The sequence below is a fragment of the Nostoc flagelliforme FACHB-838 genome, assembly GCF_014698065.1.
GTDB lineage: Bacteria > Cyanobacteriota > Cyanobacteriia > Cyanobacteriales > Nostocaceae > Nostoc > Nostoc flagelliforme_B.
The window spans coordinates 36,193-51,187 of record NZ_JACJSI010000047.1 but is presented as its reverse complement, the minus strand read 5'-3'; the positions used below and the strand labels follow the sequence as shown (position 1 = coordinate 51,187).

Annotated in this window: 13 protein-coding genes and 2 pseudogenes; 7 read left to right on the top strand and 8 right to left on the bottom strand. The window is 40.9% G+C overall.

Features of this window, described 5'->3' with window-relative positions:
• Positions 1 to 113 (top strand): annotated as a pseudogene (locus H6G97_RS52760) (IS630 family transposase); the annotation flags it as partial.
• Between the two features lie 99 nt (positions 114 to 212).
• On the opposite strand, the gene acsF reads toward H6G97_RS52760, so the two are convergent.
• Entirely contained in the window at positions 213 to 1,268 is a 1,056-nt protein-coding gene (acsF, locus tag H6G97_RS21475) for a magnesium-protoporphyrin IX monomethyl ester (oxidative) cyclase (protein ID WP_190942708.1), read from the bottom strand.
• A gap of 332 nt (positions 1,269 to 1,600) precedes the next feature.
• Here acsF and H6G97_RS52755 point away from each other — a divergent pair.
• A pseudogene (locus tag H6G97_RS52755) lies at positions 1,601 to 1,746 on the top strand (L,D-transpeptidase); the annotation flags it as partial.
• 32 nt (positions 1,747 to 1,778) lie between these two features.
• Here H6G97_RS52755 and H6G97_RS21470 read toward each other — a convergent pair.
• The 3 genes from H6G97_RS21470 to H6G97_RS21460 are packed head-to-tail and all read right to left on the bottom strand — an operon-like array spanning position 1,779 to position 4,802.
• The gene (locus H6G97_RS21470; RefSeq protein WP_190942707.1) at positions 1,779 to 2,486 is read right to left on the bottom strand and encodes an actin-binding WH2 domain-containing protein; all 708 of its coding nucleotides are present in this window, start codon (positions 2,484 to 2,486) and stop codon (positions 1,779 to 1,781) included.
• 42 nt (positions 2,487 to 2,528) lie between these two features.
• A complete protein-coding gene (locus H6G97_RS21465) occupies positions 2,529 to 3,233 on the bottom strand; it encodes an actin-binding WH2 domain-containing protein (protein WP_190942706.1) in 705 nt (234 codons plus the stop codon).
• A gap of 21 nt (positions 3,234 to 3,254) precedes the next feature.
• Entirely contained in the window at positions 3,255 to 4,802 is a 1,548-nt protein-coding gene (locus H6G97_RS21460) for an FAD-dependent monooxygenase family protein (protein ID WP_190942705.1), read from the bottom strand.
• Positions 4,803 to 5,394: 592 nt separating this feature from the next.
• Between H6G97_RS21460 and H6G97_RS21455 the strand changes: the two genes are divergently transcribed.
• From H6G97_RS21455 to H6G97_RS21440, 4 genes are all read left to right on the top strand, one after another.
• Positions 5,395 to 6,432, top strand: coding sequence for an ABC transporter substrate-binding protein (locus tag H6G97_RS21455; protein WP_190942704.1), 1,038 nt, complete (start codon positions 5,395 to 5,397; stop codon positions 6,430 to 6,432).
• A 50-nt stretch (positions 6,433 to 6,482) separates the two neighbouring features.
• On the top strand, positions 6,483 to 7,277 hold the full coding sequence (locus H6G97_RS21450; protein WP_190942703.1) for an ABC transporter permease: 795 nt from the start codon (positions 6,483 to 6,485) through the stop codon (positions 7,275 to 7,277).
• Between the two features lie 65 nt (positions 7,278 to 7,342).
• Entirely contained in the window at positions 7,343 to 8,137 is a 795-nt protein-coding gene (locus H6G97_RS21445) for an ABC transporter ATP-binding protein (protein WP_190942702.1), read from the top strand.
• 142 nt (positions 8,138 to 8,279) lie between these two features.
• Complete coding sequence (locus H6G97_RS21440) at positions 8,280 to 9,797, top strand: DUF3131 domain-containing protein (RefSeq protein ID WP_190942711.1); 1,518 nt, start codon at positions 8,280 to 8,282, stop codon at positions 9,795 to 9,797.
• 99 nt (positions 9,798 to 9,896) lie between these two features.
• On the opposite strand, the gene H6G97_RS21435 is transcribed toward H6G97_RS21440, so the two are convergent.
• The 4 genes from H6G97_RS21435 to H6G97_RS21420 all read right to left on the bottom strand — a co-directional run bounded on the left by H6G97_RS21435 (position 9,897) and on the right by H6G97_RS21420 (position 11,701).
• Positions 9,897 to 10,439, bottom strand: coding sequence for a Uma2 family endonuclease (locus H6G97_RS21435; protein WP_190942701.1), 543 nt, complete (start codon positions 10,437 to 10,439; stop codon positions 9,897 to 9,899).
• Positions 10,440 to 10,546: 107 nt separating this feature from the next.
• Entirely contained in the window at positions 10,547 to 10,975 is a 429-nt protein-coding gene (locus tag H6G97_RS21430) for a type II toxin-antitoxin system VapC family toxin (protein ID WP_190942700.1), read from the bottom strand.
• Positions 10,975 to 11,202: a hypothetical protein gene (locus tag H6G97_RS21425; protein WP_190942699.1), complete on the bottom strand. Its 228-nt coding sequence runs from the start codon at positions 11,200 to 11,202 to the stop codon at positions 10,975 to 10,977. Before H6G97_RS21425 ends, H6G97_RS21430 begins: the two co-directional genes overlap by 1 nt.
• A 208-nt stretch (positions 11,203 to 11,410) precedes the next feature.
• Positions 11,411 to 11,701 carry a hypothetical protein gene (locus H6G97_RS21420; protein WP_190942698.1) on the bottom strand — a complete coding sequence of 97 codons (291 nt, stop codon included), beginning with the start codon at positions 11,699 to 11,701 and terminating at the stop codon, positions 11,411 to 11,413.
• A 351-nt stretch (positions 11,702 to 12,052) separates the two neighbouring features.
• On the opposite strand from H6G97_RS21420, the gene H6G97_RS21415 reads away from it, so the two are divergent.
• Complete coding sequence (locus tag H6G97_RS21415; RefSeq protein ID WP_338421808.1) at positions 12,053 to 14,932, top strand: DUF3131 domain-containing protein; 2,880 nt, start codon at positions 12,053 to 12,055, stop codon at positions 14,930 to 14,932.
• Positions 14,933 to 14,995 lie beyond the last annotated feature (63 nt).

Sequence of the window (14,995 nt, the reverse complement as noted above, 5' to 3'; positions counted from 1 at the left end):
TGAACAAAATTGAGCGATGTTGGTCATGGTTGAAGAGTCGAATTCGTCAACAACTTATTCAATTTGACTGTATCAGGGATGCTATGGAATATGTACTTCGCCTAGCGTCCTAACCGCCTTGTCTGTTGCTATAAAAAAAATATTCCATCCCTGCGGGAAGCTTACGCGAACGCGGAGCGTCCCGCAGGGTACTTAGGGGCTTTTGCAAGTCCCTAACGAATCGTTCCCAACAGGGCTTCAGTATCAATGGGTTTGATCAGGTAAAGTAACAGTAGATTCCAAACAATTGCTGCAATCAGAGGTAGCTTGCGAATTAGCTTCACCAATTTCAGCCCAGAACTGCGCTCAATATCTGCAATTTTCAGGTTGTAACCTGCACAGCGTTGTAGACGTGGGAAAAACTTGGGATGTTCGGTATTCAGCATCACAGGAAAAGCCCGCCCTGCGGTTTCATTGGTGTTGCGGACAACTTGGAGATCAAATTCTGTAGCATCAAGTCCCAGTGATTTGTAGAACCCGGAACGTTCATGAACTGTCAGGGTGTGGGTAGCAAATACTGATAGCAAGAAAAAGCGACTCCACAGCCTAGCTTTCCAGTTGTTCCAGAGTTGCGGCTGAGAACGCAATAATGCTTTGAATATGTCCCCGTGGCGGTTTTCGTCCTGACACCAGCTCTCAAAGTAGCGAAAAATCGGGTAAAACTGGTTTTCCGGGTGCTTTTCTAAATGCCTGAAAATAATAATGTAACGCCAGTAGCCGATTTTTTCTGATAGGTAAACGGTGTAAAGTACCCATTCAATTGGGAAAAACGTATAGGTGCGGGTTTTGGTGACAGTGGCTAAATCAAGGGAGAGTTTAAAATCAGCCATTGCTTTGTTGAGAAATCCGGCGTGGCGGGCTTCATCACGCGCCATCAGTTGAAATATTTCCGCTAGCAGTGGACTGCGATTTTTCAGCTTGCGGGATAATTCCTTGAATAGCAAGAAGCCGGAGAACTCAGAAATGCAAGAGCGTTCCAAATACTCAATAAACGCCTGCCTTGCTTCACCATCAATGTGTTCCCAAGATTGCTCAAACTCTTCATCGCGCACAAAATGGTGGCGGTTGTAGTCTGTCCGCATTTCTGTCAACATCGCCTGCAACTGAGTTTCCTGGGCAGACAAATCAAGGTTGGCTGCGGTTTCGAAATCTGTAGTATAAAACCGGGGGGTGAGTACAGTTTCTTTGCTGGGGGTTTTAATTTCTGGCTTGGGTAGGGTGTTAACCATGAGTAATGCGGCGAGGAGTCAATAGTTCTATAACTATCAAGTTATGACAAATGCAATTATTTTGCTAGACCTTTTTACAATCCTTCAGTCAAGTCAGAAATCCCTAATTTCCAATAAATAAACCATCTATCTTGGGGGACGAGCATCTCGCCCGCCAAAAAAATTTGGGCTATTTTTCATTTGGAAATCCCCTATAACCGCGAAAATACAAAGGGAAAGCCTTTGAGGAGTGGGGTTTAGATAATTTATTAAGTTTTGAAACTTCTCTCTCTAAGCTTCATTAATCACTATATAGTTATATGGCGAGAAAGACCTTCACTTAAAGTTTTAGAGGTTTTCACGGTACGCCTAATCCTGATTCAGTTGGTAAGGCTGCCTCACACGGTTATCTTCGGATGTACAATAACGATGTTAGAAAACTATATTCACTCAGGTTAGTGTGGGAACACCAGTTACTGTAGTGCAGCCGATCAGATAGGATTGCTATATAAAACAGGTGTAGCTATTAGATTAACGCATACCTAAAATTTCGGAAATAGCCCTTATAATATCCAGATAAAAGTTGCCTTTGACTGCCCGAAACAATTCAAATTTAGAGTCAGGCGCACCAAAAAATGGTCTGAGAAACCATCCTAACTGCATACCAACAAAAGCATAAAGCAATAACCAGGATCTTAAAATAGTGGTGCGGGTTTTTTTGCCTACTTCATCTTGTTGAGAAAGTAATTGCATTCCTTCATACAAGAATTTAACGCCAAAGATGCCTGTAATGCCAAAAATTAACACATTCAACAATTTAAAAAATTGATAAGAATCGGGTGTAGTAATTAGAAAAAATAGCGTAACTGGTGCCAAGCTGAATAAAAGCACGCTAATCACGGATACAGATGTAAGCAATACAACAAAATGCTGTTGAATACTGCTCCGGGAACCAAATAAAACATTAAAAAAGAATAAAGTTGGAAAACAAATAATCAATGTGATTAAATAGAATACCGGAAGTTTAATCGCACCAGATAGTGCCTGTGCCCAACTGTGGGATGCACCAATAATTGCTCCATAAAGAGCAAAGAAGATAGAACTAGTTACGAACAGAGAACTAATCTTATTTTCTAATCTTACTCCCTGACGAATTTCTTCTAAAAATAACTGGCGATCGCGGAGTAAATTAACCAAGACACTAAATTGTTGAATTCCCCGATTTTGCTTTTTTAGCATATATTTATATGTTGTATATTTTGTGTTATTACTAATTGACAATTAACGGATTCCCAAGAGATAGCTAATAGCTTGAATGACGCTCAAATAGAAATTCCCTTCTCTTTCGCGGAATAGTTGAAAAACAGAATCAGGTGTACCAAAAAATGGTCTGAGAGTCCATCCTAACTGACTGCCTACGAAAGCGTAAAGAAATAGCCAAAACTTCAAAATCTTTTGGCGTGTCTTGGTACCTTCATCATCTTGTTCTAAAACTAAACTTGTAGCTTGATATAAAGACGAAACACCAATAAATCCAGTTAGGGCAAAGATAAAGACATTTAACAAAATTAAAAATTGGTAATTATTGGTAGTGATTAAGAAAAACAGTGTGATTGGTGCAAAGCTAAATAAAAGTACACTTGTGACTGAAACCGCAGTTAAAACTAATGCTAAATGCTGTCCAAAAGTCCGCTTGGAGCCAAAAATAATATTAGCAAAGTATAATGTCGGGATACAAATCAAAAGTGTGATTAAATAAAGGGCTGGGAGTTTAATAGCGGAAGACAAAGCTTGCATCCAGCTATGATATGCACCAATAATTCCGCCATAAGCAGCGATAAATAAGGAACTGCAAACCAGCAGCGAAATGATTTTATTTGGTAATCTTATACCTTGGCGAACTTCCTCTAGAAATCCCTGGCGATCGCGCAAAAACCCAATCAGCACCGCAAAGTATTTTATTCCTAAAGATTTTCGTTCAATCATCTTATCCTCACACAGGTATTTTCAAGTTTCATCTGAGTAATCACCGCCAGATCCATACTTCCAGGCATCAATTAAACGATGCCAATAATATTGTTGTTCATCTGGTTGATTCTTGATCCATGTTTCTAACATTGGACTTAACCAAAACAAGGTAGTGTATACACCTAAACTACTGTAATGTAACATCCAATCTAACAAACTTGCCAAACCTACTTGCGGAATTATTTTGGCAACTAATACCGGATGATATAAAGCAGTTTTTAACAGTGTTTGCGTTAATGCCGAAAACTGCACTATATCTTGTAAAAACGGTTTTAACACTGGTGTACCCAACTGTTGCATTTCCTGAAATACCGCCGAGAGTAGTTGGTTAATTTGATCTGGGGCAATTTTCTGATTTACACCAACACTCATTGCCCTCTGAAACAACCAAGTGACAGTCAAACTTGGCTGATAGGGTTGCAGCAGTGCTAAAGCTTTTGCAGATAATTGTTCTGTTTCCAGCGCTTCGTAAATGCCATAAGTTAAGCGCTTCAGGTGACGCACCATTGCCCCAAAACCACCAAAACTTAAGGGAGATTGGCTACCACTACTATCTCCTACTGGTAGAATGCGATTCCAAGGAGTTTTTAGCGGACTTTGGCGATAGGTGGGAAAAAAACCAAATAGCGCCCGTTGAAATTTCAGCTTGCTCAATTCCACTCCCTGATATTCTGGTAAAAGACGCAAATATTGCTCAAATAGAGCTTCTAAACTCAAACGTTGAGGATCTGCATCCATGTAGGTAAATAAGTAAGTGGTTCTGCCATCCCTGGCTGGAAAAGCTTCCCAAAAGTATTGACATTGATTCTGCAAAGATGTGAATGACAATAACAAATCGCCTGAGTTATTTTCTGGAAAACCTTGGGCACAACTTCCGACAACTAAGCACAAGGCATCTGGTTTTTTTCCTTGACGTGCTTGTTGAGTGATGGGTGAAAAATGTCCCATTGCGTCGATTAATAACCGAGTTTTAAATTGGTTATTTACCATCACCCCATCTGGATGAACTACCGCTTCGGTAAAGGGTGTGTTTTCTAGCAACTTTCCACCAGCGGCGAGAAATCGGGTTTTTAAGGTAGCCAATAGATAAACTGGATCTACACCGATATTCAAAACATCTTCTACCCAAACTTCTGTACCGCCATCAAAACTAACTCGCGCTGGGTTATATTGAGTTGCGATCGCAGTTACTAATTCTTCTTCTGTTAGCAAGTTTAATTCCACAAATACATCTAATTCTTTACGAGAAATATTCCATTCTTGTTCCCTTCCCCGCAAAATTCCCCGTTCCATCAACGTTACTTGCAGTCCCTTCACCGCCAAGGCGCAACCAATTAAAATACCCAAAGTGCCACCGCAGATAATGACATCGCAGTCTACACCCCCTAAAGGCTGTTGACTTTCTTTAACCAACGTTGGGACAGATGCAGAGTTTTCTCGCAAAGATGTGAGGAGGCGATCGCCTTGGCGCAACCCTCCTAAAACATCGCCGGGTAATTGGGAAAGGATTTCTTCAGTTAAAGACATTTTGGAAAAACTTAACTCTACATTCCAAAACTACCTTAATCAAAAGACCACTTAAAGGTTTTACTACACAAAACCTTCTTCCTTCGACTTGGCTACGATGTTACACACAACTCCTAAAAGCCTAGCTTGACTCGTTTTTAGTCTCCGACTGGCTATGGATTCATTGAGTCTCTGACTTCATGTTGCAACTAAAAGCGATCGCGCGGGGGTCAACGCCTTATTTGGATAATTTAGAGATTTTTGTAACTTACAATACTTTTTGTCTCATTTTGATATGTATAAACTTGAGTATAAAAAACTAAAAGCAAAAGCAATTACTAGCAATTGAGTAAAAAATTAATAGCTTTTAAAATCCCGGTTTAATCTGTCACATTGAAGTTACAGGCGTTTGGTTTAATTGAGTGCGATCGCAAGTTTTTCAGCAACACCAAAATTCTCTATTTACAGCATAAATTCTCAATGTTGTTTTCTCTACTCATTATAGATGAGTATTATTTACTTATTTACGAACTTTTTTTCAGTTTGGTTAACTTATTACAAATAGAAGCAAATCTATTTTATTCTAAAAAAACGTAAATTAGAGCTAAATATAATGATTATTCGCCAGTTATCATCTCTATTCACAGCTTTTTTACTCACTCTTTTTATCAGCATTAGTTGTACTCCTATCCAGCAGACTTCTACACCACAAAATCCTAATACTTCAGTCATAACTGCACCAATTGCTGTTGGTTTTAGTGCTTGGCCAGGTTGGTTTCCTTGGCAAGTTTCTCAAGAAGAAAAATTATTTGAGGCGAATAAAGTTAATGTAGATTTAAAGTGGTTTGACGGCTATTTAGATTCTATCAACGCCTTACGAGCAGGTCAACTAAACGCCAATACCCAAACCCTGAATGATACCATTAGCTCAGTGGCAGCAGGCTCAGATCAAGTAATCGTTTTAATCAACGATAATTCTACAGGGAACGATAAAATTATTGTCCGAGAAGGAATAAATAGTATTGCCGACCTCAAAGGTAAAAAAGTTGCTGTTGAAGAGGGGACAGTTGACCATTTCCTATTATTACTAGGTTTGCAAAAAGCAGGTTTAACCCAAGCTGATATTCAGTTTCAGCCATTAGAAACAGGTGCAGCATCAGCAGCTTTTGTTGCAGGTCAAGTCGATGCTGTCGGAGTTTTTGCACCTTTCACTACAAAGGCTTTATCACGTTCTGGCAGCAAAGAATTATTTAGTTCTAAAGATTTTCCTGGTGCGATTCCTGACCATTTAGTTGTGACTCGCAAACTCATTAATGAACGTCCGCAAGATGTACAAGCTTTAATAAATACTTGGTTCGCTACTTTAGATTTTATCAAAACTAACCCAGACAAAGCTTACGAAATTATGGCGAAACGCGCTGGTGTGTCAGTTGCAGAATATAAAGCATACAATTCCGGCACGAAAATATTTTCAATAGAAGACAATTTGCAAGCTTTTAGTCCCGGTAAAGACATGAAATCGCTAAGTTACGCTGCTGAGAGAATTAGTAAATTTCTTGTTGAAGCGGGTTTGACAAAACAAGCACCTAATCTTAAAAAAGTTTTTGATGATCGCTTTGTCAAAGCCTATGCTGCAAAGCAAAAATCATGAATCAATCTGCTGACGATTTGTAAAAAATAAACTCCAAACATTCTCATAAAATGTTATCACAAACTGTTTTTTGGCGCATTGCTGAAGAGATACCTAAAAAATTAGCTTGGACTTTAATGTTCTTGTCCATCGCTATTCCTATTCTTCTGTGGTGGGTTATTTCTAATACTGGATTAATACCATCATTATTTCTTCCTACTCCTACTGAAGTGTGGGGTGCATTTCAAAGGCTTTTAGCAAGTGGCGATTTACAAAAAGATATTGCCTTTAGCTTGTTTCGCGTCATAGCTGGTTTTTCCCTGGCGGCAATTGTTTCTATTCCTTTAGGTACTTTAATGGGGACTTTTCCCAGTATCAGGGCATTGTTAGAACCGATTATTGGAATTGTGCGCTATATGCCAGCCCCAGCTTTTATACCCTTACTAATTTTATATCTGGGACTAGGAGAAATACCTAAAATTATGCTGATTTTTATCGGCACACTGTTTTTTAATACCTTAATGGTAATGGATGCAGTCAAATTTGTTCCTCAGCATTTATTGGAAACTACTTATACTTTAGGAGGTCAAAGAAAACAAGTTTTATTACAAGTTATTTTACCTTTTATTCTGCCTAATATTATTGATGCTTGCCGCGTTAATATGGCAGCATCTTGGAACTTAGTGATTGTTTCAGAATTAGTAGCAGCTACAGAAGGTTTAGGACGTAGGATTAGTGTGGCTCAAAGATATCTGAAAACAGATGAAATTTTTGCTGGTTTGATTGTAATTGGCTTGATTGGTTTAGGAATTGATCTGTTGTTTAGGTTGTTATTACGTGTATCTTGTAAGTGGGCTAAAGATTAGAATAATTTGTAATTAGTAATTTTTATTTCACCTCACAGAAAAATAATATATAAAATGAGATTTTTATGAATCTAGAGGTTAATCAACTCCACAAACAATTTCAAACTAAACGCGGTTTGTTGACTGTATTAAAAAACATCAATTTGTATGTAGAAGAGGGTGAGTTTGTCTGTGCAGTGGGAGCAAGTGGTTGTGGTAAATCAACTTTGCTACGGTCAATTGCAGGATTAGATACTCCGACTGCGGGAAATATCTTGGTTGATGGGGTACGCGTGACAGGGCCAGGGTGCGATCGCGGGATGGTATTTCAAAGCTACACTCTCTATCCCTGGATGAGTGTTATGGAAAATGTCGCATTTGGCTTAAAGTTGCAAGGTGTACCTCAAGCCAAGCGACGGCAACAAGCCGCTTATTATTTAGAAGTAGTGGGATTGTCAGAATTTGCGAAAGCGCTACCACAAGAACTATCTGGTGGAATGAAGCAACGGGTAGCGATCGCTCGTGCATTAGCATCAAAACCCAAAATTTTACTTATGGATGAACCTTTTGGTGCATTGGATGTGCAGACAAAAGAATCAATGCAGCAATTTCTCCTAGAAATTTGGCGTACCACAAATACTACAATTTTGATGATTACTCACGATGTTGAAGAAGCAATTTTTCTATCTCAACGCATCTACGTGTTAAGCGCCCGGCCAGGCACAATTAAGCAAGAATTGCAAATCCAATTGCCAAACAAATCTGATCCTCAAATTAAGCGTTATCAGATATTTCAAAAATATAAGGATCAAGTGATGAGTCTATTAACTGATGAGAGTATCCCAGTTTTCTGCACAGAGGGCGAAAGTCACTTAGGATAATTAAGATGAGTGTATTTACTTAACTGATGATCGCCAGTAATAGTCAGGTGGACTTTGTGTTAGTTAGATTCCAAAGTTGGGAAGAATGTATTTGGTGAAACTACGCAAACACGCTTACTTACAAAACAAGGCTTTAATCAGTATGAGTTCTGATTTTCAACCACCACCTAAGAACTTGTCCATACTAGCTTCTGTAGGAGGAGTAGTTACGGCTGTTATGGCGATCACAATTTTAAATGGTTGGTCTAAGAATCTTTCCAAAACTTCTATAGAAAAACCTGAAATATCAACATCCAAAACTGCTTCACAGCATTTGGTAGAACCCAAGAAACCCCAAAGCCCTGCCTCTGATGCTAAAGCAGCTGAAATAGTTGCCAGTCTTGATGCTAAATCTTTAGTTTTGCCAGGTCAACCTGTTCCTAAGAACCAACTAACAGTAGCCATAATTCCATACATTGCTCCTGGAGTTGGAAAACTGACTCCAGAGGAAACGGCAACTGCCCGTCAAGCTTGGTCATACTTTCAGCGCAACTGGAACGATGAAACTGGCTTAGTCAATTCCGTTGATGGCTTTGCCTCGGTCAGTATGTGGGATCAGGCAGCAGCGATCGCAGCCTTAGTCAGTGCTAAAGAACTCAATATCGTGCCTGCGGTTGAATTTGAAGCCAAAATGAGCAAAATGTTGAAAACACTGGCATCAATGCCTTTGTATAAAGGGGAACTACCCAACAAGGTTTATAATGCCAAAACCCTCGTACCCGTCAATTATGGTCAACTAGAAAAGCGCGAAGAAATTGGTTGGTCAGCTATCGATTTGGGAAGAATGGCAATCTGGTTAAAGATTGTCGGGACAAAGTATCCAAAAATGCGGCTAGAAACAGAAGCAATTTGGAAACATTGGCAAGTCAAGCGTCTAACCAACAATGGACAAATGTACGGTACTGCCGTGATCAAAGGCAAAGAACAGTACAACCAAGAAGGTCGCTTGGGCTATGAGAATTATGCTGCCTATGGTTTAAAGCTTTGGGGCTTGGATGTTAAGAAAGCCTTGGACTATCAATCTCATGCTGCCTTTGTTGATCTTTACGGACAGGGAATTCCTTACGATCGCCGCGACTTTAAAAACTCTGGAGCTAATAACTACGTTCTTAGCGAACCCTATATTTTAGATGGCATCGAAACTGGGTTTCAAGCTTTGCCCAAAGCCTATGCCGATCGGATTTTAGCTGCTCAAGAAGCGCGTTATAAAGCGACAAAACAATTAACTGCTGTTACCGAAGACAACTTAGATCGCCCTCCATACTTTGTTTACAGCAGCTTGTTTGTCAACGGTGAACCTTGGGCAACCATTGCAGATACCGGACAAAAATACAACGATTTGCGTTTTCTTAGTGCCAAAGCTGCGATCGGCTGGTATGTGCTTTACAATACTACTTACACTAGCCAGTTATTTGATTTTGTCCAAGACAACCTCAAGTCAAAAGATGGCTGGTACAACGGTTTCTATGAATCCCTGCGTCAGCCGAATAAAGCTCTCACCGCCAATAACAATGGCGTAATTTTAGAAAGCTTGCTGTATAAAAAGGTTGGACAACCACTTATCGTTTGGGCAGGAGTTAAAAGTCAGAAGTTAACCCAGAGGGCTATTAAAACACCGTAAGTTGCACCTAAGATTCTCAGGTAGTACAAAACTGGCGTTGCATATCGGAAGAAATGTATTTATATAAATCTATTCATCACTAGATTCAGCAACGCCACCCTAGGGCAAAAGTCTTTGAACGGATACTGAAACATCTGCAAATGCTAACGGTGTAACCGTTCCTTGCTTAATAGTATATTCTTCAACATACTTACCATTTTGAGGGTTTCTGAACACAATCATCTGTTTAGCAGATAAACTTAAAACCCAATATTCTTGAATCTCAGCCGTCGCATAAATCGCAGCCTTAATCTCCAAGTCTTTGTTTAAGCTTGTGTTGGCAACTTCTACAATCCAGAAAATATCTTTAGGAGCAGGATGGCGATCGCTGTAGGATGATTCTGGAAGTCGAACAATCGCAATATCAGGTTCGGGTTCCGAGTCGGATAGTGTAATGGGCCCATTGAAGCGGACATCAGCTTTACCTGATAGCAATTCTTCTAAATATTTTGCACCCCGTTTTGTTGTGGTGTAGTGAATTGGGGTTTCTGGACTCATTTCAACAATTTCGCCTGCTAGCAATTCCACATGACGACCACGCAGAATGCCCGCCTCAACCATGCGATGATAGTCGTCTACAGACCATTTAGCCAACGTCTTCATAGCAGAACTGCTCACATTCTTGTGATAGACCTAGTTCAATCTTATAGTTGTTGAATTGCGTTTGTGACAATCTGAAAATACGATCGCCATCTTTGGCTGACAACCAACTACTTGCTATCTTGCGCCCCTAACTGCTGTAACAACTGATGAATTGACAAAACGGGTACGGTTGAACTCAAAAAACCTTGCGTATCGCGTGTCACAATAGCATCTAAACCTTGAGCAATAGCACAAGCGATTTGAACAGCATCTTCAAAATCAGCTAAACCAGATCCGAACGCTGATTTCAAGACGGCTCGATTAACGGGACAAATTTCTATAACAGTCAGCGTTTCTGAAACTGCTTGCCGTGCTTGCTCAATGCTGCGCGTGTGTCTTCGGGAAATATAAAAAATATCTGTAAGTGTTGTTGCTGTGACATATCCAACGACACGATCAGAATCAATCTCCTGAAACAACAGTTCTGCGTCTTGGAAAAATGGCAATCGCTGCAACAGAAAATCTAAAATAATATTGGTATCAATTAAAACTTTCATTAAAGATACTTGTCTACTCGCCGCTCTTCTAACATTGCAGCCACTTCTTCATCAGTCGGTGCTGGCTGGTCTGTTTTTAGCAAGCCTCGCATCCGTCTAATCGCGCTAGAGCGCTCAGGCTCAGAAATTGGCGTGTCTTGCAAGGACTCAATGATGGCACTCACCAGTGCAAGCCGATCGCTTGGTGGTAGCTTTAATACTTGCTCCTTCAATTCTTGTAGCAACATAGACGGCTCCTATAGTCGAAGGTGTCTACCATCTAGTATGGGCGATCGCGCCTTCTATGACCAGATTTCTTGACCCTGCTACAGTTCCCAAGTGCTGGTCTTATCTTTATTTTGCGATCGCACCCCATCTCAAAAATTATCAGCGATCGCGGGAGCAATGTCTAAAGTGGTTATCAACTCATAACCGCCAAATTCAACAAAGCATTTGCTACTTCTGCCAAGACGGACGCCGCCATGCTGCTTTGGGGATACTACCAACCTCAATGTCTTTAACTCGAATGGATTTCTTTCTTGCTTTTCCATCCCACCGAACGAGAAACACTCCATGCTTCTCATAGATTGACAGAAGCGTTGTTTCTGCCGCATTTATCTCTTCTATTTTTCTGTCAATATCAGCTTGCTGCGATTTCTCGTATTCACCAATGAATATGCCGTTGCTTTCAATCAACAGCCGATTCCTTTTTTTTCCACTGGGTTCGACGCGCACAAACAAAGTCATGCTGCTAATCTCCTTTGGGACTAACTAGTTATTAGACTGAAACTTTCCAAATATCAATAAATTTTCTATATATCGTCAATATGGGGCTATTATACCGAATTTTCCCTATAAATATTTTGTTTTGAGCTAATATCAAGAAATTTTCATCAATAATCTCTAATAGGCAAAAATATTCCGTATACTTACGTATTTTTGTAAGTAAGTATAGTCTTTTCGGTATATTCCTGGCTGATATCCAAAAATTTTCTGCATAACATGATGCTACTCCACTGAATTGATAAAGCTCGATTTATGAATATAACTGTAAAGATGCGCTATGACGCTGTTAACTGATAACTTCTTCTTTGCATTATGATATACAAACTCCGTCAGCAAAAGCTGTTGAGATGGATTGCATTGTTCTTAGTTGGGACATTTCTGCAATTGTTGTTTTACATCCCGACACCAGTCTTATCCCAAAATTCCAATAGCTGTAGCAATATTACAGCCCCACTCACACCTGAAGAACAAACTTATGCTCGTTCTGCTTGGCAGTATTTTGTCAAAAATTATCAGCCAGCAACAGGATTTACCAATTCTACTGGGGGTTATCCTTCTGGTACACTCTGGGATATGGGTAATTACCTAATGGCGTTGAATGCTGCACGCTGGTTGAATCTCACTGACCAAGCAGACTTTGATACACGCCTCAACAAGTTTTTGACAGCTCTCAGCAGCTTAAAGTTATTTGAAGATACCTTGCCCAATAAAGTCTATAACGTAGCCAATGGACAAATGGTTGATTATGGCAATAATCCACTGGAGCGGGGTATTGGCTGGTCTGCTTTGGATATTGGGCGAATCCTGGCTGCGTTTGATGTGATCCGTACTTGTCATCCGCAATATAATGATTGGCTCAAAGGAATTGTAGCGAAGTGGCAGGTGGCGCGATCGCTCAAAGATGGACAACTTTTTGGTGCTACTGTTCTCCCAGACAACACAACGTTACTGGTGCAAGAAGGACGACTCGGCTACGAAGAATATGGCGCTAGAGGCTATGAACTTTGGGGTTTTTCTGCACCAAAAGCTATTGCTTTTGAGCCATTTAAGCTAGTCGAAATTAATGGCGTACAAATTCCCGTTGATACCCGTGACTTTCAAAACACTAACGCTAATAATTACGTTGTTAGTGAATCTTATATCCTTGATGGGATTGAATTTGGTTTGCAAGGTGAGTTAGCTGATTTTGCCGCCAGAGTTTTAGAGGTGCAAAAACGGCGCTATGATACCACGGGTCAGTTAACTGCGGTAACAGAAGATAATATTGACCAAGCACCTTATTTTCTCTACAACACCGTTTATGCAAACGGTGTAAACTGGGCAACAATCACGGATACCAATCAACCTTATCCACAGTTTCGCAGCATCAGCACAAAAGCTGCTTTTGGTTGGCGCTATCTCTATCCAGAGAATGCATACGCCCAAAAACTTTTTGATGCAGTCAAGGATCTTCGCAGTCCTGATGACAGTGGTTACTATGCTGGTATTTATGAAGAATCAAAACAACCCAATAAGGCTTTGACAGGTAATACTAATGGGCTGATTTTGGAGATTTTATACTACAAAGCTAAGGGAAATCGCCCTTTGATTACTTCTGGTTCTGTGAGTGTGTCTACTGGTAAGCCTAGTGAAGAGGCTTCTCCTGCAACCCCCTCAAATCAATCAAGTTCTACTGTTACGACTCCTACCGCAAATCAACCAGATTCTACTGTTACGGCTCCTACCGCAACCCCTACGGATACTTCTAAACCTACAGAAGTGGCCGTTGCACCTATTCCACCGGTGGATAGTCCCAAATCATCTAACCTGAAACTAAATCGATCGCTCTCAGTAATTGAACGCCGCTATGCAGAGGCAGCTTGGCGATACTTCCAAGCGAATTATCACTCCAAAAGTGGGCTGATAAACGATCGCAGTGATTTCAAAGGCGCAACTCTCTGGGGATTGGGAGATTATCTGGCAGCGCTTCATGCAGCGCGATCGCTCGATAGAATTACCCCCAAAGAATTTGACAAACGCACCCGACATCTTTTAGCAGCCTTGACAAAATTACCATTATTTGCAGGAGAGTTACCGAGTCGGGGTTACGATACGCGATCGCTACAATCTGTAGATTACGGTGGAAATCCGATTCCAGAAGGAAACGGCTGGTCAGCTTTAGATTTAGGTAGAATGCTGGCAGCGCTTTACAACTTAAAAACCTGTCATCCAGAATATACGGCCGCTGTAGATAAAATTGTCCTGGATTGGTCATACTTGCGTGTGGTACGCGAGGGTATTCTCTCCAGTGCTACCGTTACCAAAGAGGAAGATGGGCGATCGCTTACTCGCGTTAACCCCGAAACCCGTTTGGGTTATGAGGAATATGCATCTCGTGCTTTTCAATTATGGGGATTTAATGTTGAGCGTTCTGCTGTTGGCGGTGAATATCAAACAGCTTCAGTGGAGGGGGTGAAAGTCCCAATTCAACGCCGTCGCACGGATACTAACTCCAAAGTTAACCAATACACAGTTAGCAATCCTTTCTTACTCTATGCACTGGAGTTTGGACTAGATCCGAAAATGCGATCGCTCTTTGAGCCAATTTTCCAGGCGCAAGCTGAACGTTACCGCCGCACTGGAACTCTTACAGCCTCGGCTACCACCTTGATTGATCGTAAACCTTACACTGTCCACAGCACAATTACTGGACAGGGTGAGCCTTGGGTCGCTTTAGGAGATGACGGTCAACCTGTACCAAAGGGGCGATTGGTAAGTACAGCAGTCGCTTTCGCCTATCATGCCTTGCTTCCAGAAAACAAGTATAGTCAACAGTTACTGCAAGGAACGACTGACTTATACAATCCATTAACTGGATTTTATGAGGGTTTCTATGAAGCCACAGGTAAAACGGCAATTGGTTTCACCAGCAGCACCAACAGTATGATTTTGCAATCCTTGCTGTACAAGGTGATGAATCAACAACCCCTAATTCGTCCGGCTACCAACATGAAATCTCCTTGGTGGCAGGCTGTTACCAAAGGAGATTCTGGGCGAGGTCTACCTAGTACTGCCATACAACAAACCAAGTTAATTTCTGATAATTCTGCAAGTTACTGGGTTTCGGGTAGCAAAAATACTCCACTAGTAACTGGCACAAAAGTCGAGGCAAGGGAGCAGGAAGCAGCGAACAGAGGGAATGGAAAAGAATGAGGATTCGACCCCACCTGTTGCGCTAGCTTCTCGTAGGGTACGAGAACCACGCTTGTGAAGTGG

What these genes read in the sequence shown, in the direction of transcription:
- H6G97_RS21430 (WP_190942700.1), bottom strand. Translation starts at nt 10,975, where the DNA reads ATGAAAGTTTTAATTGATACCAATATTATTTTAGATTTTCTGTTGCAG.
- H6G97_RS21440 (WP_190942711.1), top strand. Translation starts at nt 8,280, where the DNA reads ATGAGTTCTGATTTTCAACCACCACCTAAGAACTTGTCCATACTAGCT.
- H6G97_RS21415 (WP_338421808.1), top strand. Translation starts at nt 12,053, where the DNA reads ATGATATACAAACTCCGTCAGCAAAAGCTGTTGAGATGGATTGCATTG.
- H6G97_RS21435 (WP_190942701.1), bottom strand. Translation starts at nt 10,439, where the DNA reads ATGAAGACGTTGGCTAAATGGTCTGTAGACGACTATCATCGCATGGTT.
- H6G97_RS21445 (WP_190942702.1), top strand. Translation starts at nt 7,343, where the DNA reads ATGAATCTAGAGGTTAATCAACTCCACAAACAATTTCAAACTAAACGC.
- H6G97_RS21470 (WP_190942707.1), bottom strand. Translation starts at nt 2,486, where the DNA reads ATGCTAAAAAAGCAAAATCGGGGAATTCAACAATTTAGTGTCTTGGTT.
- H6G97_RS21460 (WP_190942705.1), bottom strand. Translation starts at nt 4,802, where the DNA reads ATGTCTTTAACTGAAGAAATCCTTTCCCAATTACCCGGCGATGTTTTA.
- acsF (WP_190942708.1), bottom strand. Translation starts at nt 1,268, where the DNA reads ATGGTTAACACCCTACCCAAGCCAGAAATTAAAACCCCCAGCAAAGAA.
- H6G97_RS21450 (WP_190942703.1), top strand. Translation starts at nt 6,483, where the DNA reads ATGTTATCACAAACTGTTTTTTGGCGCATTGCTGAAGAGATACCTAAA.
- H6G97_RS21425 (WP_190942699.1), bottom strand. Translation starts at nt 11,202, where the DNA reads ATGTTGCTACAAGAATTGAAGGAGCAAGTATTAAAGCTACCACCAAGC.
- H6G97_RS21420 (WP_190942698.1), bottom strand. Translation starts at nt 11,701, where the DNA reads ATGACTTTGTTTGTGCGCGTCGAACCCAGTGGAAAAAAAAGGAATCGG.
- H6G97_RS21455 (WP_190942704.1), top strand. Translation starts at nt 5,395, where the DNA reads ATGATTATTCGCCAGTTATCATCTCTATTCACAGCTTTTTTACTCACT.
- H6G97_RS21465 (WP_190942706.1), bottom strand. Translation starts at nt 3,233, where the DNA reads ATGATTGAACGAAAATCTTTAGGAATAAAATACTTTGCGGTGCTGATT.